Source organism: Nocardioides glacieisoli (assembly GCF_004137245.1).
In the GTDB taxonomy this organism is placed as follows: Bacteria; Actinomycetota; Actinomycetes; order Propionibacteriales; family Nocardioidaceae; genus Nocardioides; species Nocardioides glacieisoli.
The window spans coordinates 28,815-53,859 of the sequence record NZ_SDWS01000012.1 but is presented as its reverse complement, the minus strand read 5'-3'; the positions used below and the strand labels follow the sequence as shown (position 1 = coordinate 53,859).

At 71.8% G+C, this 25,045-nt stretch carries 22 protein-coding genes; 8 read left to right on the top strand and 14 right to left on the bottom strand.

The window, feature by feature from the left end; all coding sequences use genetic code 11:
* Positions 1 to 164: 164 nt before the first annotated feature.
* Both EUA06_RS20225 and EUA06_RS20220 read right to left on the bottom strand, forming a co-directional pair.
* Positions 165 to 938, bottom strand: a complete 774-nt coding sequence (locus tag EUA06_RS20225; RefSeq protein ID WP_129479157.1) for a lysophospholipid acyltransferase family protein — start codon at positions 936 to 938, stop codon at positions 165 to 167.
* A gap of 54 nt (positions 939 to 992) precedes the next feature.
* Positions 993 to 2,207 (bottom strand): pyridoxal phosphate-dependent aminotransferase, encoded by a 1,215-nt coding sequence (locus EUA06_RS20220; RefSeq protein ID WP_129479155.1) that lies wholly within the window; start codon positions 2,205 to 2,207, stop codon positions 993 to 995.
* A 42-nt stretch (positions 2,208 to 2,249) separates the two neighbouring features.
* Between EUA06_RS20220 and EUA06_RS20215 the strand changes: the two genes are divergently transcribed.
* Entirely contained in the window at positions 2,250 to 2,894 is a 645-nt protein-coding gene (locus tag EUA06_RS20215) for a GNAT family N-acetyltransferase (RefSeq protein ID WP_129479153.1), read from the top strand.
* Between the two features lie 10 nt (positions 2,895 to 2,904).
* On the opposite strand, the gene trxA is transcribed toward EUA06_RS20215, so the two are convergent.
* The 7 genes from trxA to EUA06_RS20180 form a co-directional block, all read right to left on the bottom strand.
* Entirely contained in the window at positions 2,905 to 3,228 is a 324-nt protein-coding gene (gene trxA / locus EUA06_RS20210; RefSeq protein ID WP_091199549.1) for a thioredoxin, read from the bottom strand.
* A gap of 109 nt (positions 3,229 to 3,337) precedes the next feature.
* The gene (trxB, locus tag EUA06_RS20205) at positions 3,338 to 4,351 is read right to left on the bottom strand and encodes a thioredoxin-disulfide reductase (RefSeq protein WP_129479151.1); all 1,014 of its coding nucleotides are present in this window, start codon (positions 4,349 to 4,351) and stop codon (positions 3,338 to 3,340) included.
* A gap of 88 nt (positions 4,352 to 4,439) precedes the next feature.
* A complete protein-coding gene (locus tag EUA06_RS20200) occupies positions 4,440 to 5,180 on the bottom strand; it encodes a hypothetical protein (protein ID WP_129479149.1) in 741 nt (246 codons plus the stop codon).
* Between the two features lie 57 nt (positions 5,181 to 5,237).
* Positions 5,238 to 5,906 (bottom strand): RNA polymerase sigma factor SigM, encoded by a 669-nt coding sequence (gene sigM / locus EUA06_RS20195; RefSeq protein ID WP_129479147.1) that lies wholly within the window; start codon positions 5,904 to 5,906, stop codon positions 5,238 to 5,240.
* Positions 5,903 to 7,867, bottom strand: a complete 1,965-nt coding sequence (locus EUA06_RS20190) for a protein kinase domain-containing protein (RefSeq protein ID WP_129479145.1) — start codon at positions 7,865 to 7,867, stop codon at positions 5,903 to 5,905. Before EUA06_RS20190 ends, sigM begins: the two co-directional genes overlap by 4 nt.
* Positions 7,868 to 7,926: 59 nt before the next feature.
* The gene (gene murJ, locus EUA06_RS20185; RefSeq protein WP_129479143.1) at positions 7,927 to 9,564 is read right to left on the bottom strand and encodes a murein biosynthesis integral membrane protein MurJ; all 1,638 of its coding nucleotides are present in this window, start codon (positions 9,562 to 9,564) and stop codon (positions 7,927 to 7,929) included.
* Positions 9,561 to 11,894: a DUF6049 family protein gene (locus tag EUA06_RS20180; RefSeq protein WP_129479141.1), complete on the bottom strand. Its 2,334-nt coding sequence runs from the start codon at positions 11,892 to 11,894 to the stop codon at positions 9,561 to 9,563. Before EUA06_RS20180 ends, murJ begins: the two co-directional genes overlap by 4 nt.
* Before the next feature lie 53 nt (positions 11,895 to 11,947).
* Here EUA06_RS20180 and EUA06_RS20175 point away from each other — a divergent pair, with 53 nt between their 5' ends.
* The 3 genes from EUA06_RS20175 to EUA06_RS20165 are packed head-to-tail and all read left to right on the top strand — an operon-like array spanning position 11,948 to position 14,902.
* On the top strand, positions 11,948 to 13,408 hold the full coding sequence (locus EUA06_RS20175) for a CCA tRNA nucleotidyltransferase (protein ID WP_129479139.1): 1,461 nt from the start codon (positions 11,948 to 11,950) through the stop codon (positions 13,406 to 13,408).
* A 31-nt stretch (positions 13,409 to 13,439) separates the two neighbouring features.
* Positions 13,440 to 14,165: a FadR/GntR family transcriptional regulator gene (locus EUA06_RS20170; protein ID WP_129479138.1), complete on the top strand. Its 726-nt coding sequence runs from the start codon at positions 13,440 to 13,442 to the stop codon at positions 14,163 to 14,165.
* Complete coding sequence (locus EUA06_RS20165; RefSeq protein WP_129479136.1) at positions 14,162 to 14,902, top strand: sterol desaturase family protein; 741 nt, start codon at positions 14,162 to 14,164, stop codon at positions 14,900 to 14,902. The genes EUA06_RS20170 and EUA06_RS20165 overlap by 4 nt, the downstream gene beginning before the upstream one ends.
* Here EUA06_RS20165 and EUA06_RS20160 read toward each other — a convergent pair.
* From EUA06_RS20160 to EUA06_RS20150, 3 genes are all read right to left on the bottom strand, one after another.
* A complete protein-coding gene (locus EUA06_RS20160) occupies positions 14,886 to 15,563 on the bottom strand; it encodes an NADPH-dependent F420 reductase (RefSeq protein WP_129479135.1) in 678 nt (225 codons plus the stop codon). The genes EUA06_RS20165 and EUA06_RS20160 overlap by 17 nt on opposite strands.
* 133 nt (positions 15,564 to 15,696) lie before the next feature.
* Positions 15,697 to 16,779, bottom strand: a complete 1,083-nt coding sequence (locus EUA06_RS20155; RefSeq protein ID WP_129479133.1) for an inositol-3-phosphate synthase — start codon at positions 16,777 to 16,779, stop codon at positions 15,697 to 15,699.
* A gap of 79 nt (positions 16,780 to 16,858) precedes the next feature.
* Positions 16,859 to 17,434 carry a PadR family transcriptional regulator gene (locus EUA06_RS20150; RefSeq protein ID WP_129479132.1) on the bottom strand — a complete coding sequence of 192 codons (576 nt, stop codon included), beginning with the start codon at positions 17,432 to 17,434 and terminating at the stop codon, positions 16,859 to 16,861.
* 71 nt (positions 17,435 to 17,505) lie between these two features.
* On the opposite strand from EUA06_RS20150, the gene EUA06_RS20145 reads away from it, so the two are divergent.
* On the top strand, positions 17,506 to 19,878 hold the full coding sequence (locus EUA06_RS20145) for a transglycosylase domain-containing protein (protein WP_242498274.1): 2,373 nt from the start codon (positions 17,506 to 17,508) through the stop codon (positions 19,876 to 19,878).
* A 2-nt stretch (positions 19,879 to 19,880) separates the two neighbouring features.
* Complete coding sequence (locus EUA06_RS20140) at positions 19,881 to 21,155, top strand: hypothetical protein (RefSeq protein WP_129479128.1); 1,275 nt, start codon at positions 19,881 to 19,883, stop codon at positions 21,153 to 21,155.
* On the opposite strand, the gene EUA06_RS20135 is transcribed toward EUA06_RS20140, so the two are convergent.
* Positions 21,066 to 22,145: an alanine racemase gene (locus EUA06_RS20135; protein WP_129479126.1), complete on the bottom strand. Its 1,080-nt coding sequence runs from the start codon at positions 22,143 to 22,145 to the stop codon at positions 21,066 to 21,068. The genes EUA06_RS20140 and EUA06_RS20135 overlap by 90 nt on opposite strands.
* Position 22,146: 1 nt before the next feature.
* On the bottom strand, positions 22,147 to 23,283 hold the full coding sequence (locus EUA06_RS20130) for a lipid II:glycine glycyltransferase FemX (protein WP_242498273.1): 1,137 nt from the start codon (positions 23,281 to 23,283) through the stop codon (positions 22,147 to 22,149).
* Positions 23,284 to 23,626: 343 nt separating this feature from the next.
* On the opposite strand from EUA06_RS20130, the gene EUA06_RS22575 reads away from it, so the two are divergent.
* On the top strand, positions 23,627 to 24,409 hold the full coding sequence (locus tag EUA06_RS22575) for a hypothetical protein (protein ID WP_165354470.1): 783 nt from the start codon (positions 23,627 to 23,629) through the stop codon (positions 24,407 to 24,409).
* Between the two features lie 34 nt (positions 24,410 to 24,443).
* Positions 24,444 to 25,043 carry a class F sortase gene (locus tag EUA06_RS20120; protein ID WP_242498272.1) on the top strand — a complete coding sequence of 200 codons (600 nt, stop codon included), beginning with the start codon at positions 24,444 to 24,446 and terminating at the stop codon, positions 25,041 to 25,043.
* The last annotated feature ends 2 nt before the right edge of the window (positions 25,044 to 25,045 follow it).

The following is a 25,045-nucleotide window of genomic DNA, read 5'->3' as shown; positions in this document are numbered from 1 at the left end:
TGTTCGGGGCGGACTGGTCAGGCTCTCCCTGAACCTGTCAGGCCGTGCACGGGCTGACAGGTTCAGCGATCCCCGGTCAGCCGGGGATCACTGAAAAGGGCGTCGATCCACGCTCAATGTCGACAAAGTGACAAAGCCACTTGTCGCTAGATCGATATGTCGATCTAGCGCTTCTTCTTCGCCCGCTTCTCGGCACGCCTCCGGGCGCGCTCACGCTTCTCGGCGGCGTCGAGGGTCAGCGCCTCGTCGGGCGTGGGGGCGGTGCCACCCATCGACGCAGGCACCCACCAGGAGCCGGGAGGCTGCTCGGCGGTCGGGTAGTCCGCGACCACCTCGGCCAGCAGCTGGCTCATCCGGGATCGCAGCTCGGCCGTCTCGGCGGTGGGGTTGGCGCCCGTCGGGTGCAGCGGCTCGCCGACCTTGATCGCGATCGTCTTGCCGCGCGAGAAGTCACGCGGGTGGTCCTTGGTCATCATCCGCTGGGTGCCCCACAGGATGACGGGCACGAGGGGTACGCCGGCCTCGGCAGCGATGCGTACGGCCCCGGTCTTGAACTCCTTGAGCTCCATCGACCGGGAGATGGTCGCCTCGGGGAAGATACCGACCGCCTCGCCCTGGCGGAGGTAGTCGACGGCGGTGTGGAAGCTGGCGACGCCCTCGCCCCGGTCGACCTCGATGTGGTGCAGCGAACGCATGAGCGGGCCGACCCAGCGGTGGTCGAAGAGCTCGCGCTTGGACATGAACCGCACCAGTCGGTCCGACGGGTTCGCCGCGAGGCCGCCGTAGATGAAGTCGACGTAGCTGATGTGGTTGTAGGCCAGCAGCACGCCACCCTCGCGCGGCACGTGCTCGGTCCCGGACATCTGGAAGCGCTGGCCGAGGGCGCGGAACGCCGTCTTGGCCGTGACGATGATCGGGGGATAGGTGACGTCACGCATGCGCGAAGCCTAGGGTCCCGCGCACCACGCGGCGAGGGTAGGTGAGGCGGTGACTCAGCGCCGCGTGGCGAGGAAGTCGGCGATCCGGCCGATGGCCTCCTCGAGCACGCTCGCCTCGGGCAGCGTGACCAGGCGGAAGTGGTCGGGGGACGGCCAGTTGAAGCCGGTGCCGTGCGTGACGAGGATCTTCTTGGCCCGGAGCAGCTCGATCACGAAGTCCTGGTCGTCCTCGATGGCGTACACGTCGGGGTCGAGCCGCGGGAAGCAGTAGAGCGCTCCGCGCGGCTTGACGTTGGTCACGCCCGGGATCTCGTTGAGCAGACGGTGCGCGAGCATGGACTGCTCGTAGAAACGTCCGCCGGGGCCGATCAGCTCCTCGATCGACTGGTAGCCGCCGAGCGCGGTCTGGATCGCGTGCTGCGCCGGCACGTTGGCGCACATCCGCATGTTCGCGATCAGGGTGAGGCCCTCGAGGAAGTCGGTGGCGAGCTCCTTGGGGCCGGAGATCATCACCCAGCCGGCGCGGTAGCCGCAGACGCGGTAGGCCTTGGACAGCCCGGAGAACGTCAGCGTCAGCACGTCGTTGCCGCCGTAGGTCGCCGCGTGGTGGTGCCGCGCGTCCTCGAAGAGGATCTTCTCGTAGATCTCGTCGGCCATGACGACGAGCTGGTGGCGGCGCGCGATGTCGACCAGTCCCTTGACGGTCTCCTCGCTGTAGACCGCACCGGTCGGGTTGTTGGGGTTGATGATCACGAGCGCGTGGGTGTTCTCGGTGATCTTCGACTCGATGTCGGCGAGGTCGGGGTTCCAGTCGTCGTCCTCGTCGCAGCGGTAGTGCACCGGGATGCCGCCGGCGAGGGTGATCGCACCGGTCCAGAGGGGGTAGTCCGGGGCCGGGACCAGGATCTCGTTGCCGTCGTCGACGAAGGCCTGCAGCACCATCGAGATCAGCTCGGAGACGCCGTTGCCGATGAAGACGTCCTCGACGCCGACGTCACGCAGCCCGTGCGACTGGTAGTAGTGCATGACCGCCGTGCGAGCCGACCAGATGCCCTGCGAATCGGCGTACCCCGTCGACTGCGGCAGGTGGTGCATCATGTCGGCGAGGATCTGCTCGGGTGCCTCGAAGCCGAACGGCGCGGTGTTGCCGATGTTGAGCTTGAGGATCCGGTGGCCCTCCGCCTCGAGCCGCTGTGCCTCGACGAGGATCGGCCCGCGCACGTCGTAGCGGACACCTTGCAGCTTCTTGCTCTGTCGGATCGGGCGCACGCCTCATCCTCGCAGGCCGCCGACGGGTCTACGCTGGGACGCGTGTCACGCAAGACCGCGCGCCTGACGGTCGACCACCTCGCGGAGCTGGCCGATCCGGTGCGGTCGTGCCTGTTCTGGGAGCTCGGCCCGGTGGACCGCGCCCGGCTCGACGAGCAGGAGCGCGCCGCGGAGAAGGAGAGCTGGCTCTCCGGGGTGCTGCGCGACTGGGGCTCGTGCGGGCGGGTCGTACGCATCGACGGGCGAACCGTCGGCCACATCGTCTACGCGCCCGCGGCCTACCTGCCCGGCGCCGGGGTGCTGCCGACCGCGCCGGCCTCGCCCGACGCGATCATCGCCGCGACGGCCTGGGTCGAGCCGGCGATGCGCGGCGGGGGGCTCGGTCGCATCCTGGTGCAGGCGATGGCCGCCGACCTCGTCCAGCGCGGACACACCGCGATCGAGGCGTACGGCGACACGCGGGGCCGCACGCAGGGATGCGTGCTGCCCACGGAGTTCTGGGGCGGCGTCGGCTTCAAGACCCAGCGCGCGCACCCGACCACGTCGCGGATGCGGATGGAGCTGCGGACGGCCCTGAGCTGGAAGGACGAGGTCGAGCTGGCGCTGGAGCGGGTGTGGGGTGTCGTGCGCCCCACGCAGAAGGCGACCCGCCCGATCGGATCGGTGCGGGCCGCCTCGAGCGACTAGTGGATCAGCCTCAGATGAGGCCCTCGAGCTCCTTGAGGAGCGCGGCCTTGGGCTTGGCGCCGACGATCGACTTCACGACCTCGCCGCCCTGGTAGACGTTGATCGTCGGGATGCCGGTCACGCGGTAGGACGAGGGCGTTACCGGGTTCTCGTCGACGTTCATCTTGAGGAACGTGAGCTTCTCGCCGTGCTCGGCGTTGAGCTCGTCGAGGATCGGGGCGACCTGGCGGCACGGGCCGCACCACTCCGCCCAGAAGTCCACGAGGACGGGCTTGTCGGACTTGAGGACCTGCGCCTCGAACTCGGCGTCGGTCACGGCGGCGATGTTGGCCACGGTTGCCCCTTTCAAAGGTCTGGTTGCGTCTGAGGATCTCGCGGTGATGTCTGAGTCAACACCACCCCACGGACAGTTGTTCCCACCCGCTGGCGCGGGCCGGAGGTGCTCAGGCGCCGGCGGTCTGCACCTCTTCGGCGATCGCCTCGACAGTCGCGGCGGCCTCGCCGGCGGTCGACGCCTCGTGGTCGAGGGCGGCGATGAACCGCTCGGCGTCGAGGGCCGCGGCGCAGCCGGTGCCCGCAGCCGTGATGGCCTGACGGTAGTGGTGGTCGACCAGGTCCCCGGCGGCGAAGACGCCCGGCAGGTTGGTCGCGGTGGACGGGTGGTCGACGAGGACGTAGCCGTCGTCGTCGAGGTCGACCTGGCCGGTGAGCAGCTCGGAGCGCGGGTCGTGGCCGATCGCGATGAAGAGGCCGGTGACGTCGAGCTGGCGCTCGTCGCCGGTCACCGTGTCGCGCAGGGTGATGGACTCGAGCTTCTCGGCGCCGTTGATCGCGGCGACCTCGGAGTTCCACACCATCTCGAGCTTGGGGTCGGCGAAGGCGCGCTCCTGCATGATCTTGGAGGCGCGGAGCTCGTCGCGCCGGTGGATCAGGTAGACCTTCGAGCCGAAGCGGGTGAGGAAGGTGGCCTCCTCGATGGCGGAGTCACCGCCGCCGACGACGGCGATGGCCTGCTCGCGGAAGAAGAAGCCGTCGCAGGTCGCACACCACGAGACGCCGCGGCCGGAGAGCTCCTCCTCGCGGGGCAGGCCGAGCTTGCGGTAGCCCGAACCGGTCGCGAGGATCACCGACCGCGCGGTGTAGGTGTCGGTCGCGGTCTTGACGACCTTGATGTCGCCGGTGAGGTCGACCTCGACGATGTCGTCGGAGACCAGCTCGGCACCGAAGCGCTCGGCCTGCGCGCGCATCTCGTCCATCAGCGCGGGACCCATGATGCCGTCGCGGAAGCCGGGGAAGTTCTCGACCTCGGTGGTGTTCATCAGCGCACCGCCGGCGGTCACGGACCCCTCGAAGACCAGGGGCTCGAGCGCGGCGCGGGCGGCGTACACGGCAGCGGTGTAGCCCGAGGGCCCCGATCCGATCACGATGACGTTGCGCGGTTCGGTGGTCTGGCTCATGGGGCGGGTCACTCCTGCTTGTCTCGGAACTGGCGTACGACGTCCTCAACCGATCGTAGGCCAGCGTTCTTCCCGAGTCAGGAGCGCGTCAGGGCGCGGGCAGCGTGAGCGTGCGCACGGCGGTCGGGTCGCCGCAGACGTAGAGGTCCACCTGCTGCGACGCGCCGTCCGCCCGGCGGAACACGACCGCGCCCACCGCGCCGTCCACCTGGGCGAGGACGCGCCGTCCGCGCCCGGTGCCGCTGAGGTCGCAGTCGGCCTGCGGCTCGGTGGCCATCGACGCGTCGGGCGCCTGGGACCCGGCGCGAAGCGAGAGCAGCTCGTCGTCGAGGTCGACGTCGTCCGAGGAGAGCGTGGGGTACGCCGCCTCCGGGGCGGTCGGGGCCGACTTCAGGTTCTGCGGACCCGTCTCCTCGCTCTCGGCGCCGCCCGAGTCCGCACCGCCGCCGGAGTCCTCACTGAGCTCGCGCTGCGAGGTGGCGGCGTCCCCGGCGGTCGAGCCCGCGTCGGAGCCTCCCTGCATCGAGGGCAGGCCGGGGCCGAGGGCGACACCGGCGACCACCACTGCGGACGCGGCGAGGAGGCCGATGCCCGCCATCCGGCGGCGTCGGGCGCCGAGGTCGATGACGGGAGCGGTGGTCGTGGTCGAGGTGGTGCGGGCGGTCTCGCGCTCGGCGGCGAGCGAGGCGAGGGTCGCGTCGAGGCGGGCGACGACCTCCGGCGGGGTGGGCCCGTCGTGGCGCGCGTCGGCGAGCAGGCGGCGTACGGCCTCCTCCTCGGGGGGCAGGCCGTGAGGATCCTGGGGGGTCTGGTCGGGGGGCTGGGTCATCGGGTCACCTCCTCACGCGTGAGGGAACGGGTCGGGCATCGGGCATGGACGGGCGGCTCAGGGCGCGGGCGGGCCGCGGGGCCGCACGGTGGGTTGGACGGGACCGTCCGGGGGCGGGTTCCCGTGAGGGATGTCACCGACGGGGCGGTTCAGGTCGGCGAGGAGACCGGCGAGCTTCGTGCGACCGCGCGAGCAGCGCGACTTCACCGTGCCCTCGGCACAGCCGAGCATCTCGGCCACCTCCGCGACGGGATAGCCCTCCATGTCCACCAGGACGAGCGCCGCCCGCTGCTCGGCCGGAAGCGTCGCAAGGGCGTCGAGGACCCGGCGGCGACGCTCGGCGTCCTCGGCGGCGACGTCCGGCAGGTCGTCGTGCTGGGCCGTGGCGACGAGGGTGCCGCGGTCCTCGACGTCGTCGGGGAGCGAGTCGAAGCGGCGGATCTTCGCCGCGCGGAAGCGGTCGAGGCAGGCGTTGACCACGACCCGGTGCAGCCAGGTCGTCACGGCCGCCTCGCCGCGGAACGAGCCCGCCCGCCGGAAGGCCGCGATCATGCCGTCCTGGAGGCCGTCGGCGGCGTCCTCGGGGTTGCCCATCGTGCGCAGCGCCACCGCCCAGAGCCGGTCGCGGTGGCGCGCGAACAGCACGCCGAACGCGTCGGCGTCACCGTCGACGTGCGCCTGGAGGAGCTCCCGGTCCGACCGCTCGTCGGTCGACGCGGTCGTCATCCGAGCACCTGCACCTCGGAGATCGTGCCCCGGAAGCCGTCGGGGACCTGGGGCAGGATCGTGAGCCAGACCGTGACGAAGCGTCCGGACACCGCCTCGTCGACCGAGATCTCGAGGTCGCCGGAGCCGGAGGCCGTGCCGATCGGGGTCAGCCCTGCGACGCCCGTCGGCGCGGTGGAGGTGACGTACGCCGCCAGCGACGTCTCGCCGTCGACGCTCACCGTGACCTGGCGCACGCCCTTGGTGGCGCCCAGGTCGACGACCAGGCCGACGCCGGTCTTGAGGCCGGCGGGACCGAAGTTCTGCTCGTAGGTCGAGGTGCTCCACGACGTGGTGGCGTCACCGTCGACGACGTCGGGCGCCGAGTCGGAGTTCTCCTCGCCGCCGTCGGTGCCCTGCGGGTCGAACGCCGCGGCGACCAGGCCGGTGAAGGGGGTGGGCGCGGCCGCGGTGGGGCTCGGCGAGGCGGAGGTCGTCGGGTCGTCGTCACCCGAGTCGGTCACCGTGGGGAGGCCGAGCTGGTAGGCCGCGACCGCCGCCACCATCACGACCACGCAGATGGCGACGATCATGGCCAGGCGGAACCAGCTCCGCCCGGGGACCTGGTCGCCGGTGTCGTCGAGGCCCTCGCCGGTGCTCCAGCGGTCCTCCGACCACGCGCCCGAGCTCCACGAGCCGGTGTCGCGGCCCACCGGGCGCACGCCGGAATCAGGGCTCACCCCGATCGACGAGTCGCGGCTGGAGTCGCTGGAGGCGTCCCACGGCCAGTAGTCGGGGTTGCCGGAAGCGGCGCGGCTGCCGGGACGTGGACGGCGTACGGGCTCGCCTTCGGGCGGGTCGGGAGCGAAGAGCGGCTTGGGCGGCGGGTCCTCGAGCGGCGGCGGGGGCTCGGGCTTCTCGGCGCGCGCGCGCAGCCAGTCGACCTCGTCGTCGTCGTGGAACACCGGCATCCCCGCCTGCGTGGGCAGGTCGACCGCGGCGGTCGGCTCCGCGGTAGGAAGTGCGGGTTCGGGCACGGCGGGCTGCACGACGGTGACGCCGGGCTCGGGGTCCGGCTGCGGCTCGATCTCGGGTTCGAGCTGTGGCTCGAGGTCGGGCTCCGGCAGGTCGGGGGTGACCGGGACGACCGGCACGGCGGGCACGGTCGCGGTCTCCGTCGACGCCCGGGGACCCTGGACGGGGACGTGGGTGCCGGTGAGGTCGCCGACGTAGTCGTGGAGCAGGTCGCGGATCGCGCGGGCGCTGAAGTCCGACCCGTCGCCGCCGGGGGCGTGCTGGGGGTTGAGCACCTGGTCGCACAGGGCGTCGAGCATCCGCGGGATCCCGGCGCGGACGCGCCGCGGGCGCAGCACCTCGCCGTGCACCTCGGGAGCCGCCGGGACGGCGGACTCGGAGGCGCCGGCCCACTTGCCGGTCAGCGCGCAGTAGAGGAGGCCGGCCAGGTCGATCTCGTCGACCCCGGTCCGACCGGCGGGCAGGCCGCGCAGCGCGGCGTCGACCCCGAAGCCGATGATGCGGATCTGGCCGTGCTGGTCGACCAGCACGTTCTCCGGCACGAGGCGGCCGTGGGCCAGCCCGGAGGAGTGCGCCTCGGCCATCGTGTCCGCGACCTCGGCGACCAGCCAGGCCGCGCGGCGCGGCGGCAGCGGACCCTCGCGCGCGACGAGGATGTCGAGGGAGTCGCCCTGGCCCCACTCGTTCACGACGTAGCAGCGCCCGCCGGCCGACTCGGCGTCGAGGACCCGGAGCAGCCGCCGGTCCATGACGGGCCCGGCTCCGCGCGCGGCCTCGAGGACGGCACCCGCGCGCTCGTCGTCGGACGGGAGCAGGTGCACCGACACGGCCCGGTGGAGGACCAGGTCGTGCGCACGCCAGAAGCGGCCGGTCCCGTTCTCCGCCAGGAGGTCGTCGAGGCGGTAGCGCTCGGCGAGCACGTCACCGGCCTGCATCGACGTCGGCATCGCTCACCTCCCTCCCACGGCGCGTCCCTCTGCTGTCCCGGTGGCCACTCTAGGGACTTTCAGCCCCGGCGCAGCCGCGCCGCGACGGTGTCGACCATGCTGGTCACCTCGCGGATCCGCAGCACCTTCGCCCCACCGAGCACCACGAGCAGGCCGAGCGCTCCCGCCGCGCCGCCACGACCGAGCGCGACGAGCGGGTGGGGCTCGTCGCCCAGGCCGGAGAGCACCCACTCCACGCCCCAGGCTGCGGCTGCCGCGGCGGCGAGCACCAGGGACATGCGTACGGCGAATCGCATCAGCTGCGCGCCCTGCAGCTCGCCGAGGGTCCGGCGCAGCACCGTGAAGCTGATGATCGAGCCCACCAGGTAGGACAGCAGGTTGGCCACCACGAGCATCGGCGCGGTGTCGACGGGCGGGCGCGACGCGACCAGCAGGTGGGCCGCGACGACGTTGGTGAGGGCGACGGCGCACTGGATGTAGAACACCCGGCGGGTCGCCTCGAGGGAGTAGAACCCGCGCTGCATGAGGTAGTGGACGGTGAACGGCACGAGGGCCGGGCCGAAGAGCGCGATGGTCGGCGCGAGCTGCTCCGGGTCGGTCGCGCCCCACCCGAAGAGCCCGTTGGCGACGTCGTCGGCCACGACCGGCAGCAGCACCGCGAAGGGCAGCACCAACGCCAGCGCGGTGCCGAGGGTCGAGCCGACGGTGCGACCCACGCCGCGCAGGTCGCCGTCGTGGGCCAACGAGGAGATGCGCGGCAGGATCGCCGTCGCGAGCGAGACCGTCACGACGGAGTGCGGCACCATCATCAGCAGCAGGCCGGTGGAGTAGATCGTGTAGCCGGTGCCGCCGGCTGCACTGCCGCCCGACGCGAGCTTGACGACGTACATGTAGGCGAGCTGGGTGGCGACCACGAACAGCACGGTCCAGACGCCCAGGGACAGGGTCTTCTTCAACTCCGGGTCGCGGAAGTCGAAGCGGGGCCGGTAGGTGAAGCCCGAGGCCCGCAGGTAGGGCACGAGCACGACGAGCTGTGCGGCGATCCCGAGCGTGGAGCCGAGGCCGAGGAGTGCCTCCTGCGACGACGACAGCGCTTCCCCGGTCTGGGCCACGGTGGCCGCGCCGAAGGCCAGCAGGTAGGCCACGAGCATCGCGACCGAGATGACGTTGTTGGCGATGGGTGCCCACATCATCGGCCCGAAGCGGCCGCGGGCGTTGAGCACCTGCCCGACCAGGACGTACATTCCGTAGAAGAACACCTGCGGCAGGCACCACCGGGTGAGGTCGACGATGGACTCGAGGTGCGGTGCGAGGGCGGGCTCGAGGAAGTCGTCGTCGAGGTAGAGCCTCAGCAGCACCGGCGCGAGCACCATCAGCACGACGGTGACCGCGGCCAGGAACAGTGCGGACAGGGTGATGATCCGGCTGGCGTAGGCGTCGCCGCCGTCGGGATCGTCCTTGATCCGGCGCACGAGCTGCGGCACGAGGACGGCGTTGAAGACACCCCCCGCAACGAGGATGTAGACCATGTTGGGGATCGTGTTGGCGATCGAGAAGAGGTCGGCGCGCAGCACGGCCCCCAGCGCCAGGACGAGGAGGGCGCTGCGGACGAAGCCCGAGGCACGGGACACCACCGTGCCGGCAGCCATCACGGCCGAGGAGGCCAGGATGCGCTGGTCGCTCCCCGGGGTGGTCATGCGGTGCTCACGGGCGGCCCGGGAGCAGTGGCGCGCCCCCCGGCGGGTCGTACGTCGGACGCGCTCTCGCCGTGCCCGTCGCCGGCCTCCCTCGCCTCGTCCTCCGACGCCTCGTCGTGGTCCTCGCCGCGCGATGCCGCCGCCAGCTCCGCGCGACGGGCGCGGATCTGTCCGGGCAGGCGGTAGCCGATCATCCCGAAGAGCACGAGGGCGCCGCCGGCCATCGCCACCCACACCAGGGCGCTCACCCGGGCCGCACGGATCGGTAGGGCGTCGGAGGAGCCCAGCGGGGCGCCCTCCACCGAGGTGACGAAGAAGCGGACGTTGTGCGTGCCGAGCTGGTCGGTGGTCGCCTCGTAGCGGAGCACGCTGCGCGCGTCCGGCCCGAGCGTCCGCGCGCCGCCGAGGCCGCTGATCGTCAGCTGCCCGTCCGTCGTCGGGCGCACCTCGACGGTGACCGGCTGGTCGAGGAGGTTGACGAGCGTCGCGCCGAGCTTGCCGGACGCGCTGAACAGCGTCACTGCCGGAGGCGCCTCGATCTGGATCTTGCCGAGGTAGTCGGACATCCCCGCCTCCAGCCGACCGGCGGACTTCAGCGCCACGCCCGGCCGGGTGCGGTGCTGCTCGGAGACCGTCACGAGCGCCTCGTCACGCACCTGGCCCTCGATCGTCGTCTGGCGCAGGAGGACCTGCTCGAGCAGGTTGGCGGCGTTGGTGGCTCGGGTGGCGGCGGTGAAGTTGCCGGCACCGATCTCCGCCGCCTGGTCCTCGGTCGTGTAGTTCAGGGTCGACGCGGGCTGGCCGACGGCATTGCGGTCGTCGGCGATCTCCTCGACGGGCACGATGTCGAGCCACGGCTGCTCGAGCTCGTCGAAGAACGCCGCGGCGTCCTCGCCGCGCCACACGGTCGGCAGGGTCAGGATGAGCGGCGCCGAGTCGTCGTCGAGCGCTCGCAGCGCCGCCTCGCTGAGCAGCCGCTGGCGCATGGCCAGCGGGTCGGTGGCCGCCGTCGGGCCGGGACCACCGGACTCGGCCGCGGTGCTGGTGACGAGCACCTTGTGCCCGAGCATCTTCACCACCGAGTTCGGCGTCGTCGGCGGGAAGTCGAAGGCGCTGTCGCCCATCAGGATGACGGTCTCGGGCGACACCGTCTGGAGCCCCTCGGGGCTCAGCCGGTCACCGGCCGGCGACACCGCCGGCCGCGACGGCAGCCGCAGCACCCGCATCACCTCGGCGCTGCGGGCGACGGCCTGGTCGAGCCGCGTGCGGTCGTTGCGGACCGCCGCGGAGACGTCCAGGTCGCCGAAGGGGAGCGTCAGCACCGGCTGCGTACCGACGAGGTCTCGGAAGCGGTTGAGCCAGCCGGCGGCTGCGGTGGCGAGCGCCTGCTCCTGCGCCGTGGGCTCGGCGTCCGGCGAGGTGGGCGGGGCGAGGGTGTCCCAGCCGCCCGGAGCCTCGGTCGGCTCCGTGGCCTCCTCGGGCGCGGGCGTCTCGGAGGCGGGCGTCTCGGAGGCGGGTTCCTCGGAGGCAGGCTCCTCGATGGGGATGTTGGGGTCGGGCACGATGCTGCGCGCCGGGTTGCCCCGCTCCAGCCGCGTCAGTGCGACGAGCACGGCCGGGTCGACGAGCCAGCTGTACGGCGTCGCGTCGGCGGAGTCCGCCATGTCGAGCACGCCGTCGAGGCTGCCGCCCTCCCCGAGCCGCTTCTCCCACCGGTCGAGCCCGGCGACCTTGCCGTCGTCGGTGAACCAGACCGGGCTCCGGAGCGAGAGGATCACCGACGTCTCGGCCGAGCCGTCCGCGCTCGGTCGCGCCGGGATGAACGTGCGGGCCCGCCCGTCGGCGAACCCGTCGCGCGGGACGGCGCCGTCACCGAAGGCGTGGATCCCGATCCAGTAGACGCCCTCGACGCGAGGGTCCATCTCGAGCAGCTCGACCGGAACCGTGTCGGAGAAGTACGCCGTCTGCCCGGGAGCGAGCTCGGCCACCGTGTAGAAGGTGCCCGGCACCGTCACCCGGTCGCCGACGGCCTGCGTCGGGTCGCTGGCGGCTGACGTCACGAGGTTGGCGGAGTCGAGGATCGGGTTCTCCGACGAGAACGCGTGCAGGTTGATCCGGGTGTAGGTGTCCGCGCTGACGTTGGTCACGGTGCCGGTGATCACGACGTCGCCGCTGCGTGGCAGCACCGGGTCGATGGTGTCGATGTGCACGACCAGCGGGTCCTGCTCCTCCGCGGGTGCCGCCGCGGCCGGCGCCTGGGCGCCCAGGCTGGCCAGTCCGGCCGTCAGGAACCCCGCCAGGACAGCGCGGAACGAGGACGAGCGGGGCACGCACCGACTGTAGTTGTTCGGCCGCAACTGGCTGGCACGTAGACTGGCCCGTCGTGTCCGACGCCGCCCTTCCCCCGCTCACGATCGTCGAGATCCAGCGCCGCGTCGGTGCGGAGCTCGACCGCATCGGGTCGGTCATCGACGAGCTCGGAGTCCTCTTCGCCGAGGCCGGCGAGGAGCTGTCGCTGGTCGGCGGCCCGGTCCGCGACGCGATGCTCGGGCGGCTCCAGAGCGACCTCGACTTCACCACCTCCGCGCTGCCCGACGTGACCGAGCGCCTGGTCTCCGGCTGGGCCGACGCGGTCTGGGACATGGGGCGCTCCTTCGGCACCATCGGGTGCCGCAAGGGCCCGTGGCAGGTGGAGATCACCACCTACCGCTCCGAGTCCTACGACCCCGACTCGCGCAAGCCGGCGGTCGACTTCGGCGACAACCTCGAGGGCGACCTCGGTCGCCGGGACTTCAGCGTGAACTCGATGGCGGTGCGCGTGCCGAGCCGCGACTTCGTCGACCCGTTCGGCGGGATCGTCGACCTGGCCGAGCGCGTCCTGCGGACCCCGGGGGCACCCGAGGACTCGTTCTCCGACGACCCGCTGCGGATGATGCGCGCCGCACGCTTCGCGGCCCAGCTCGGCTTCGCGGTCGCGCCCGAGGTGGTCGCGGCGATGACCGAGATGGCCGGGCGGATCGAGATCATCTCGGCCGAGCGGGTGCGCGACGAGCTGGTCAGGCTGGTGTGCGCGCCCCACCCGCGGCTCGGCCTCACCCTGCTCGTCGACACCGGCCTGGCGGCGTACGTCCTGCCGGAGCTGCCGGCCCTCGCCCTCGAGCGCGACGAGCACCACCGCCACAAGGACGTCTACGAGCACACGCTCACGGTGCTCGAGCAGTCGATCGACCTCGAGCACCGCCTCGGCGGCGCCCCCGACTTCGTCAGCCGGTTCGCCGCCCTCATGCACGACGTCGGCAAGCCGAAGACCCGTCGCTTCGAGTCCGGCGGCACGGTGACCTTCCACCACCACGACGTGGTCGGGGCGAAGCTGACCCGCAAGCGGATGCAGGCGCTGCGCTTCTCCAACCACGACATCGACGCGGTCGCCACGCTGGTCGAGCTGCACCTGCGCTTCCACGGCTACGGCTCGGGGGAGTGGACCGACAGCGCCGTACGCCGTTACGTCCGCGACGCCGGCGACCAGCTCGAGCGGCTGCACATCCTCACCCGCGCCGACTGCACGACGCGCAACCAGCGCAAGGCCGACCGGCTGCGCCGGACCTACGACTCGCTCGAGGAGCGCATCGCGCGGCTGTCCGAGGAGGAGGAGCTCGCCTCGATCCGGCCCGACCTCGACGGCAACCAGATCATGGCGATCCTGGGCGTCGGTCCCGGTCGCGAGATCGGTGACGCCTACAAGTTCCTCCTCGAGCTGCGGATGGACGAGGGCCCGCAGTCACCGGAGGCGGCCGAGGCAGCGCTGCGTGCGTGGTGGTCCACGCGTCCTGGTCAGACCACTTGACCACTGGTCAGACCAGTCGTATGGTCGACGGATGGCACTCGCACCCGTCTCCCGCCGCTCCGTCCCCGACGAGGTCTACGACCAGCTCCTCGGCGAGATGCTCGGGGGCGACCTCGCCGCCGGCGAACCGCTCCCGAGCGAGCGGCGCCTGGCCGAGGTGCTGGGGGTCTCGCGTCCCGCGGTGCGCGAGGCGCTGCAGCGGCTCGCCAGCTCCGGCTTCGTCGACGTGCGCCAGGGCGGCTCGACCACGGTCCGCGACTTCCGACGCCTCGGCGGGCTCGACCTGCTGCCGCGGCTGCTGCTGACCCGCGGGGGGCTCGACCTGTCCGTCGCCCGCAGCATCCTCGAGGCGCGGGCGCACGTCGGCCCCAGGATCGCCGAGCTCGCGGCGCAGCGCGGCGGACCGGCGGCGGCCGCCCACCTCGGGCGGGCGGTGACGGAGCTCGGCGTCGACGACGACGACGTACGCCGTCAGCACGTGGCGCTCGCCTTCTGGGAGCACCTGGTCGAGGCGGCCGACTCCATCACCTTCCGGCTGATGTTCAACTCGATGCGGGCGGCCTACCTCCCGCTGGTCGAGGCGCTGGCACCACTCATGGCCGCCGAGGTCGACCGGGTCGAGGCGTACGCCGCCCTGGCCGATGCCGTCGTGGCGGCAGATGCCGACCTGGCGCGCGAGCTGGCGGGAGACCTGCTCGGCTCGGCGACGGCCAGCCTCCTCGACGCGATCGACCGGGTGCAGGAGCTGGAGCGATGAGCGACCCGGTCGAGCAGCGCGCGCACCAACGGCTCGCGGTGGCCGAGAGGCGGTTGGCACGCACGCCCGCCGTCACCCTGGCCGCGACCGGCCGGGCCTTCTGGCGCTACCCGTCGCCGTGGATCATCAGCGGCTACCTGGTCGCGACCCTCACCGCACGGGTGGTGGTCGGTGGCTGGTCCCGGGCCGACCTGCTCGCGCCGGTGGTGTTCCTCGTCCTGTTCCCCGTCGTGGAGTGGTTGATCCACGTGTTCATCCTCCACTGGCGCCCGCGCCGCGTCGCCGGTGTCGAGGTCGACACCCTCCTGGCGCGCGACCACCGGCGCCACCACGCCGACCCCCGCGACGTACCCCTCGTGTTCATCCCGTGGCGCGCCCTGCTCTGGGTGGTCGCCCTGCCCGGCCTCGCCCTCCCGCTCGGCGTCGGCGCGCTGGTCGGGGCAGAGCTGTCGGTGGCGCTGACCTTCGTGATGACCCTGGCCGTGGTGCTGCTGGTCTACGAGTGGACCCACTACGTCATCCACTCCGACTACAAGCCACGGACCCGCGCCTACAAGGCGGTCTGGCGCAACCACCGGCTGCACCACTACAAGAGCGAGCACTACTGGTTCTCGGTCACGACCTCCGGCACGAGCGACCGGCTGCTCCGTACGTACCCGGACCCGGCGACCGTGCCGACCAGCCCGACGGCCAAGGACCTGCACGGGCGTGGGGCCGGGGTCAGCGCACGACCTTGATGTTGAACAAGCCGGTCCCGAGGGCGCCCATCGTCCGCAGCCACAGCGGCAGCAGCATCTCGGTCCCGCGGGCGGTCTCGATCCCGCCGAGGTCGATCACGTCCTGGTGACCGAACGCCGTGAGGAGCTCGGTCACGAGGGACTTGGCATCCGCGTCGTCGCCCGACACGAAGACGGTGGTCGCCTCGCCGAGCAGGCCGGGGTCGACCATGAGCGGCGCGGTCAGCGTGTTGAGCGACTTCACGACCCGGGCCTCGGGGAACGCCGCCTGGATCCGCTCCGCCAGCGAGTCGGTGTCCTTGACGAACAGGCTCGGCGGGAAGCCGGCCGAGAAGTCCAGCGGGTTGGAGATGTCGAGAACGGGCTTGCCGGCGAGGTGCTCGGCGCCCGCGGCACCGAGCATGTCGAGGGCCGCGAAGCCGTTGCCCGCCAGCACGACGAGGTCGGCGCCGGCGGCGGCATCGGTGAAGGTGGTGAGCCGCACTTCGGCGTGGTCGGCGTGCCACGTCGCGAATGCCGGGTTGCCCATGCCGTCGGGCTCGGTCCGCGCCCGGGTGGCCTCGGGGTCGCGGGTGCCGACGGCGACGGTGTGGCCGAGTCCGCTGAGCCGACCGGCGAGCGCCTGGCCGACCATGCCGGTCCCGAGTACGGCGATGTTCATGGGGACCTCCCGATCGTGGCTGGGCAGCCACCGGGACTGTAACGCCCTGTCAAGCGCTGTACCCACCCCCGAGCACGGGGGTGGGTACAAGCACTGACCCGGCGTTACAGCGGCGGCCGGGGACGCCCGGCGATCACTCGCCCGCGATGAACTTCTCGAGCTCGGCGCGCCCGAGGTCGTCCGGCATCTGCACCGGCGGGGACTTCATCAGGTAGGTCGAGGCGGAGATGATCGGGCCGCCGATGCCGCGGTCCTTGGCGATCTTCGCGGCGCGGACGGCGTCGATGATGATGCCGGCCGAGTTGGGGGAGTCCCAGACCTCGAGCTTGTACTCCAGGTTGAGGGGGACGTCACCGAACGCGCGACCCTCGAGGCGGACGTAGGCCCACTTGCGGTCGTCGAGCCACGCGACGTAGTCCGACGGGCCGATGTGGACGTTGCGGCTGTCGATCTTGTCGGCCAGCTCGCCGGTGAGGTTGGACGTCACGGCCTGGGTCTTGGAGACCTTCTTGGACTCCAGGCGCTCGCGCTCGAGCATGTTCTTGAAGTCCATGTTGCCGCCGACGTTGAGCTGGTAGGTGCGGTCCAGCGCGACGCCGCGGTCCTCGAACAGCTTCGCCATCACGCGGTGGGTGATGGTGGCGCCGACCTGGCTCTTGATGTCGTCGCCGACGATCGGGACACCGGCGTCCTCGAACTTCTTGGCCCACTCGGGGTCCGAGGCGATGAACACGGGGAGGGCGTTGACGAAGCCCACGCCGGCGTCGATCGCGCACTGCGCGTAGAACTTGGCAGCCTGCTCCGAGCCCACCGGGAGGTAGCACACGAGGACGTCGACCTCGGCGTCCTTGAGCGCCTGCGTGACGTCGACCGGGTCGGCCGCGGACTCCTCGATGGTCTGGCGGTAGTACTTGCCGAGGCCGTCCATCGTCGGGCCGCGCTTGACCTCGACACCGAGGGTCGGGACGTCGGCGATCTTGATGGTGTTGTTCTCGGAGGCGTTGATGGCCTCGGAGAGGTCCTTGCCGACCTTCTTGTCGTCGACGTCGAAGGCGACGACGAACTCGACGTCCTTGACGTGGTAGTCGCCGAACTTCACGTGCATGAGCCCGGGGACGGTGCCCGAGGGGTCCGCGTCCTTGTAGTACTCCACGCCCTGGATCAAGGAGGTGGCGCAGTTGCCGACTCCGACGATCCCTACTCGTACCGAACCCATGGGGGTCTCCTTCTCATCTTCAACGGTCGTACTGACTGGTCGTGCTTGCTGGTGTGGCAGGTCTGGCTGGTGGAGCTGGTCAGTCATGCGGGGTGGGGGCGGGCGCGGGGTGTGCGTCACCGCCGCGCTCGGCCTTGATCAGGTCCGAGAGCCACCGCACCTCGCGCTCGACGGACTCCACGCCGTGGCGCTGGAGCTCGGCGGCGTAGCGGTTGACCTCGGCCTGGGTGCGCTCGAGCTCGCCCTGCACGCGGGCGAGCCGCTCCTGCAGCCGCGAGCGGCGTCCCTCGAGGACGCGGAGCCGGATCTCCATGTCGGTGGAGGAGAAGAACGCGAACCGGATGTCGAAGTTGTCGTCCTCCCACGCCGTGGGGCCGACCTCCGACATGAGTCGCTGGAAGTGCTCGGTGCCGGCCGGCGTCACCTCGTAGGTGATGCGCGGACGACGGGTCGCGGTGGTGGCGGGACCGGCGACCTCGGTGATTAGGTTGGCGCGCAGCATCTTCTTCAGCGCCGGGTAGAGCGAGCCGTAGGACAGCACGCGGCCCCAGCCGAGCATCAGGTTGAGGCGCTTGCGCAGCTCGTAGCCGTGCATGGGTCCCTCGTGCAGCAGTCCGAGGACTGCGAGCTCGATGGTGTCCGCACGGCGTGCCATGTGACCTATCGTACCGATATATCCGCAAGTGACGAATCGGGATGCTGCCTGCCTTCTCGTACCCTTGCCGGGTGACCGCTAAGAAGCGCAGGGCCGACGGCAAGGCCCAGACCCGACGGCCCCAGCAGCGGCGTACGAAGGGCCAGCGCGCGGCCAAGGTCGCCAAGGTCCTCGGAGTCCTCGCCGTCGTCGGCGCGCTCCTCGTGGCCGGTGTCGCCGTCGTGCTCTACCAGGCGATCAGCATCCCGACGCCCAACTCCGCCTTCCAGGCGCAGACGACCTTCGTCTACTACGGCGACGGCAAGCAGCAGCTCGGCACCTACTACGAGGACCAGAACCGCGAGTCGATCCCGCTCGGCGAGATGCCCCAGACGATGCAGGACGCCGTGGTCGCCGCGGAGAACCGCACCTTCTGGACCGACAAGGGCATCGACCCCAAGGGCATCCTGCGCGCGTTGTTCTCCAACGCCAGCGGCAACTCGCGCCAGGGTGCGTCGACGATCACCCAGCAGTACGTCAAGATCCTCTACCTGACGAGCGAGCAGAGCTACCAGCGCAAGATCAAGGAAGCGGTCGTCTCGCTCAAGATCCAGCAGCAGCTCGACAAGGAGGAAGTCCTCGAGGGCTACCTCAACACGATCTACTTCGGTCGCGGGGCCTACGGCATCCAGGCCGCGTCGAAGGCGTTCTTCGACCACGACGCCAAGGACCTCAGCCTCCGTGAGTCCGCCGTGCTGGCGACGGTGCTCAACAACCCGACGCAGTTCGACCCGGCCAACGGCAAGGAGGCGAGGGACGACCTCAAGGTCCGCTACGAGTACGTCCTCGACGGCATGGCCGAGATGGGCAGCATCACCACCGAGGAGCGCGACACGGCGGTCAAGCGGCTGCCAAAGTTCCCCAAGGTCGCGGCGCAGAGCCAGTTCGGTGGCCAGAAGGGCCACATGCTCGCCCTGGTGAAGTCCGAGCTGCTCGCCCGCGGCATCGCCTCCGAGGAGGAGATCGACGGCGGCGGCCTGCGGATCACCACGACGTTCGACCCGCAGGTGATGGCCGACGTCGAGGAGGCCGTCGAGGAGCAGCGACCCGACGCGGGCATGCCGGGTGCGCCCGGCAACAAGGACCTGCACATCGGTGCCGCGACCGTGGACACCGCGACCGGCGAGCTGCTCGGCTTCTACGGCGGTCAGGACTACCTCCAGTCGCAGATCAACTGGGCGGTCGCCGGCGGCATGGCCGGCTCGACGATGAAGGCCGCGACCGACGTCGCCGCCATCCGTGACGGCTTCTCGCTCAACGACACCTTCGAGGGCAACAGCCCCATCGACATCGGCGGCACGGAGTTCGGGAACCAGGGCGACACCGACTACGGATCGGCCGTCTCGATGATCACCGCCACCGAGAACTCGGTGAACACCGCGTTCGTCGACATGGTCGACTCGATGGAGAACGGCCCGCAGAAGGTCATCCAGGCCGCCGAGGACCTCGGCATCCCGGGCAACGAGACCGAGCGGTGGGGCATCCCCCGCAAGTCCATCGACTTCCAGGAGAACGCGGGCGTCACCCTCGGCACCGCCCAGGTCAGCCCGATCAACATGGCCAACGCCTACGCCACGCTCGCCAACGGCGGCGTGCGCAACGAGGTGCACGTCGTGAAGCAGGTCGTCGACAAGAACGGCGAGACCCTCTACGAGGCGAAGACCCGCAGCAAGGAGACCGTCGACCCCGACATCGCCGCCGACGTGACGTACGCCCTCCAGCAGGTCGTCGAGTCGGGCTCGGGCACCGAGGCGCTCGCGCTCGCACGTCCGGTCGCCGGCAAGACCGGCACGGCCACCAACGACGACGGTGACGTCTCGTCGTCGTGGTTCGTCGGCACGACCCCCCAGGTCTCCACCGCTGTGATGTTCGTCCGCGGTAAGGGGCGCGAGGGCCTCGACGTGCTGCGCCCCGACGGCGCGGACCTCTGGCTGCCGACCAGCAGCGACGGCCGGTCGGGCTACTTCGGCGGCAACTACCCCGCCAAGACGTGGACCTCGATCATGCAGCTCGTAATGGAGGGCATGGAGGTCGAGGAGTTCCCGGAGCCGGTCTACGTCGACGGCGATGCCCCCGACGGCAGCGACGAGTACACCCCGCCGGCGTCCCCGACGTCGACGCCCAGGCCGACCCAGTCGCCGACCGAGACCGGCGGGGTCCCCACGGAGACCCCCACCGAGACCCCGACCGAGACCCCGGTGCCGACGGAGACGCCGGTGCCGACGGAGACCCCGACGACTCCGGTCCCGACCACCCCGGTCCCCACCACCCCGGTGCCGACGACTCCCGTGCCGACGACCCCGGCCCCGACCACGCCGCCGCCGTCGCCGTCGCCCACGGAGACACCGACCACGCCGGCGCCCCGGGCCCAGCCACGGGCGGTGGCCCCGGACTTCCGGCCCTGAGCGTGCGGGCGCACTCGGGGGAGGCACCCAGCCGGACGGACCCGGTCGTCGCGGCGCTGTCCGAGGTGGTCGGCGGACCGCTCGGTGATCACGCGGCGGGCCATCGTTGGTGGACCCCTGCGCGGGTCCTCCTCGGCGCGACCGCCGTCGCGCTGGCCGCAGGCATGGTCGGCAAGACCGCCTGCGTCCCCTCGGGCTGGAGCAAGGACGAGCAGCCGTTCCGTCAGCTCTGCTGGACCGAGCTCGCCGGGACCTCGGCGACCTCCGGAGCGCCGCCGCACGTCACCACCTGGCTCGAGCGCCTCGTCGGCCTGCTCCCCGGCACGGGCACCGTGGCGACCACCGCCGCGCTGGCGGTCGTGCTGGCCGTGCTCGCCCTGCTGGCCACCGCAGTGCTCGTGCGGGTGGACGCCCGCCGACCGTGGGCCGCCGCCGGGTGGGCGGTCGGCCCGGTGCTCGTCGCCCACTGGCTCTCGTGGGAGCTCGTCGCCGCGGTGGGCGTCGCGGTCCTCGTCCTGGGCTGGACGAGCGGACGGCCCTGGCTGGCCGGCGTCGGTGCCGGCATCGGTGCGGCCTTCGCACTGCCGGTCGCGGTCGCCTTCGTCGGGGTCATCGCGGTCGGCGGCCGCACGCGCGACCGGATCGACGCCCTCCTGGCGGCAGCGGCGGCGTACGTCGTCATCACGCTGCCCGGCCGCGCACGGTCCGACGGCGTGGACACCGGCTCGGTCTGGCAGTTGCTCGACCAGGGCGGGATCGACGCGTCGACCACGACCCGCGCGGTCGTGCAGCTCGCGGTGCTGGCCGCAGCGGCTGCCGCCGTGGCGTGGATGGTGCGTCGAGCGGGGCGACCCACGCCGCTGACGAGCGTCCGCTCGGGGCTCGTGATGGTGTGCGCCGCGCTGGTCGTGGCGCCGTCGGCCCCTCCGGAGCTGGCCCTCGTCGTGCTGCCGCTGGCCGCGATCGCCGTACGCCGCTGGCGCGACCTGCTCGTGTGGCAGGGCCTGCACCTGGTGAGCTGGGTGATCACCGGGTGGTACCTCGGCGGCGGGCTCGTGCCGACGATCGCCGACGACGTGCGGGCCTACTGGCTGGCGATCGTGCTGCGGGTCGCGGGTCTGGTGTGGATCGCGGTCGCGGTGCTGCGCGACGTGCCGGACGACCGGCCGGAGGACTGGCCGGACGACTCAGCTGACGACGACGCGGTCGAAGTCGGTCGCGGTGAAGCGGACCCGGACCTCGATGTCCTCGCCGACGCGCGGCACCCGCGCGCCTGAGGGCACGAACAGCATCGAGGCCTGCATGTGCGGCGGCTCGGCGAAGAGCCGCTGCTTGCCGTCGATGGAGAACGGCGAGCGGACGAAGCCGACCGCGTCCAGGCCGCCACGGGCGAGGGTCGCGGCGCGCGCCCTGAGCGACTGGTCACCGGTCGGCGCCTCGAGGCCGATGCCGTGCGCGGTGCCGCCGCTGACGACGACGATGTGGCCGTCCTTGGGCACGCTGCGCCCGCGGTAGCCGAACGTGTCACCGCGATCGACCGCGTGCACGTCGAGGACGGTGGCCCCGACCCGGAGAGCACCGCGGTCGCCGAGCCAGAGGTCGGTGCCGATGCGCGGGCGCACGGTGAAGTCGGGATAGCTGCTCGCCAAGGACGTCATCTCGGCGTGGGTCAGGTGGGAGACGAAGACCGTGCGGGTCGGCAGGCCGGAGGCGACGATGTCGTTGATCAACCGGGTCACCTCGCCGAGGTGGGAGGTGGTGTTGAGCGGAAGGTGCATCGCAACACCGCGCAGCCCGCTGCGCTCCCCTCCCAGTGCATCCGCTGCAGCGGCCAGCTCGCGGCGGGTCATGCCGTGGCGGCGCATCGAGGTGAGCTGCTCGAGCACGAAGCGGGCGTCCGGGTCGTGCGCACGGAGCCCGGCCAGGTCCTCGGGCCGACTGACGGTGTGCACCACGCGCGAAGCCGTCCGGGCGTCGCGGTCGAGCGCCGCGCGGAAGGGCCGCCACGGAGTGAGCACGAGCAGGTCGCCGCTGTAGCGCGACGCCATCTGCTCGATCTCGTCGTAGGTGCCCACCGCGATCGTGTCGAGCGGGGCGCCGGTCTCGTCGGCGTGGTCCGCCAGCCACTGCGCGCGCCGGGCGAGCCGGGCGAGGCCGAAGCCGTAGCCGTTGCCCTTGGTCACCGGGACGATGCCGGGGTTCTGGGCGACGACGCTGCGCAGGTGCGCGCGCCAGCGCTCGCCGTCGACGGTGAGGGTGAGGCTCATGTCAGCCCCGCCTGGCCAGGTAGAGCTGGAACGCCTTGTAGATGGCGCGGTTCACCGGCAGGTCCCACTCGCCGGCGTACTCCACTGCCTGGCCGCCGGTGCCGACCTTGAACTGGATCAGCCCGACGTGCGGGTCGTCGGCGTCGAGGGTCTCGGTGATGCCGCGGAGGTCGTAGACGTGCGCGCCGGCGTCGAGGGCGTGGCGGATCATCGCCCACTGCACGGCGTTGGACCCGCGCACGTCGCGCTTCTCGGTCGACGAGGCGCCGTAGGAGTACCACGCGTGGGTGCCGACGCGGATCGCGATCGTCGCCGCCACGAGGTCCCCCTCGTGACGGGCCAGCCAGACCTGCATCCGGTCGGGGTCCTCGGCGACGAGCGCGTCGAACATCGTCTGGAAGTAGGCCAGCGGGCGCGGGGTGAAGTGGTCGCGCTCGGCGGTGTGGACGTAGAGGTCGTGGAAGGCCTTGAGGTCCGCGCGCTCGCCGAGGGTGACCTCGACGCCTGACTTGTCGGCCTTCTTGATGTTGCGGCGCCAGAGCTGGTTCATCCCCTTGAGGACGTCGTCCTCGCTGCGCGGGGTGCCGCTCTCGTCGACCAGCGGGATCTGGAAGTTGAACTGCGGCTGCCCGGCGGAGAAGCCGCCCTCGGCCGACTGCTGCTGCCAGCCGAGCTCGTGGAGCTGCGCGACGACGCAGGCCCCCTCCTGCGACCGCTCGAGGGGAGGCACGTCGCCGAGACGGCGTACGGACTCGTCGGCCACGCCCGTCTTGACCTGCTCGGCCGACCAGCGACGGGTGACGACCGGGGGACCCATCCGGACCGCGAAGGCGCCCTGGCCCTTGAGGTGGGCGACCATCGGGGCGAGCCACGCCTCGAGGTCGTCGCCGCCCCAGTCGATGACCGGACCCTCGGGGAGGTAGGCGAGGTAGCGCTTGACCCTGGGCAGCTGGCGGTAGAGGACGAGTCCGGCACCGACCAGCTCGGCGCCACGGAACCAGCCGATCGACTCGGCCTTCCACTCCGACTTCACGCTCGCCCAGGCGGGCGTCTGGAGGAAGCTCGCGGACGACCGACCGGCGATGAAGTCACGGTGCTGCGGCGCGGTGATCGGGCGCAGCGAGAGAGGGGTCGTCACCCGACAGACGTTACAAGGGACCAGACACGACCCCCGTGCGTGTCTGGTCCCTTGTGACTAGAGACGCACGTCGTCAGGGAACGGTTGCGTCGCGCAGGAACCTTTTTTCGTAGGCCACCTCCCCGCCATCTCAAGAAGTAGTCAAGAGATCAATCAAAGGGGTGGTTCGGCATAGCCCGTCCGGGTCATGGCCGTTGGGCCAGTGGTGCAGGGGCACCGGGCCGTGGGGGTCCGGGACCCGATGACCGCATCCATGGTCAGCACCACCTCGTCGGTGCCACCGCGCCGGCGACCACCTCAGTACGGCGCCACCGCGCCGCCACGTCCTTTGGGGAGGACCCAGATGAACAGCTCCATCCGCACTCCGCACCACCGCCCGACCGCCCGCGCACCACGACTCCTCGCCGCGGCCTTCCTGTGCGTCGGCGCCGTCGGTGTGGTGGCAGGCCCTGCGTACGCCGACAGCGACCAGGTCTGCGGGCCACTGACGTCGGGCAAGATCGACACCTCCGGTGACCCGGAGACGGTCACCATCACCCTCTCCGACGCGGACATCGCCGCCGGCAAGGTCATCACCGGGTACTGCGTCAAGGCCGGCTCGGCCCAGCAGGCCGACGGCGGGCCCGTCTACGTGACCCTCGACCCGCCCGTCACGACGATCACCTTCGGGCACCCGACCGGCAAGGACGTCAGCCACTACTCCTACTCGGTCGGGGTCACCACCACGCCCACCACCCCGACCCCGGAGACGCCCACGACCACGACGCCGACCGAGGAGACGCCGACCACCACGACGCCGACCCCCGAGACGCCGACGGCCACGACTCCAATCCCGGAGACGCCGACCCCGACGCCCACGCCCGACGTGCTCGGTGAGCAGGCGACCGCGCCCACCGGCACGTCGAACCAGCCGCAGGCGCAGGCCCAGCCGCAGGCGCAGGTCCAGCCGCAGGCCCAGGCCCAGCCTCAGGTGAAGCCGCGCTCGCCGCAGGCGCTGCCGACCGCGGTGAACGCCGGCGCTTCGGCCGACGCCCCCGTCTCGGGCACCGAGTCGCTCCTGGCCATGCTCCTCGTGCTGCTGGGTGCGGTGAGCGCGCGCACCGGGTGGATCCGCGCGCGTGGCTGATCGAGGACGTCACCGACTGTCGGGGGTGCTGCTCATGGCAGCAGCGCCCCTGCTGGTCGTCGGCGGCCTGTTCGTCAGCACCACGGTCGGGGACGGCGGTCAGCCGACCGTCCCGGACGTCGCCCCCGTGGCGTCGGTGCCGGTGCCCGCACCTGCCCCGACCTCGCCCACGCGCGGGACCATGCCACGCGTGGCAGGGGTGCGGCCCGACACCGTCGTCGTACCGTCCCTCGACGTCCGCGCCGACGTGACCCCGATCGCCACGCAGGACGGGGCGCTCAACCCGCCCTCCGACCCGCTCGACGTGGGCTGGTGGTCCGGCGGTTCCCGCCCGGGTGACGCCACCGGCGCGGCCGTGATCACCGGGCACACCGTCCACACGGGCGGCGGGGCGTTCGACGACCTCGAGGAGCTCGCGACCGGCGACCGCGTGCTGGTGCTGTCGGGCGGCACCACGGTGGCGTACGCCGTCGCGACGGTCGAGGTGCTCAGCCGTGCCGAGCTGGCGCGGGAGAGCGCGACCGTCTTCGCTCGGTCCGGTCCCGGTCGGCTCGTCCTCATCACCTGCGAGGACTGGGACGGCACGGCCTACCGCAGCAACGTGGTCGTCACCGCCTGGCCGGTCGGGACCTGACC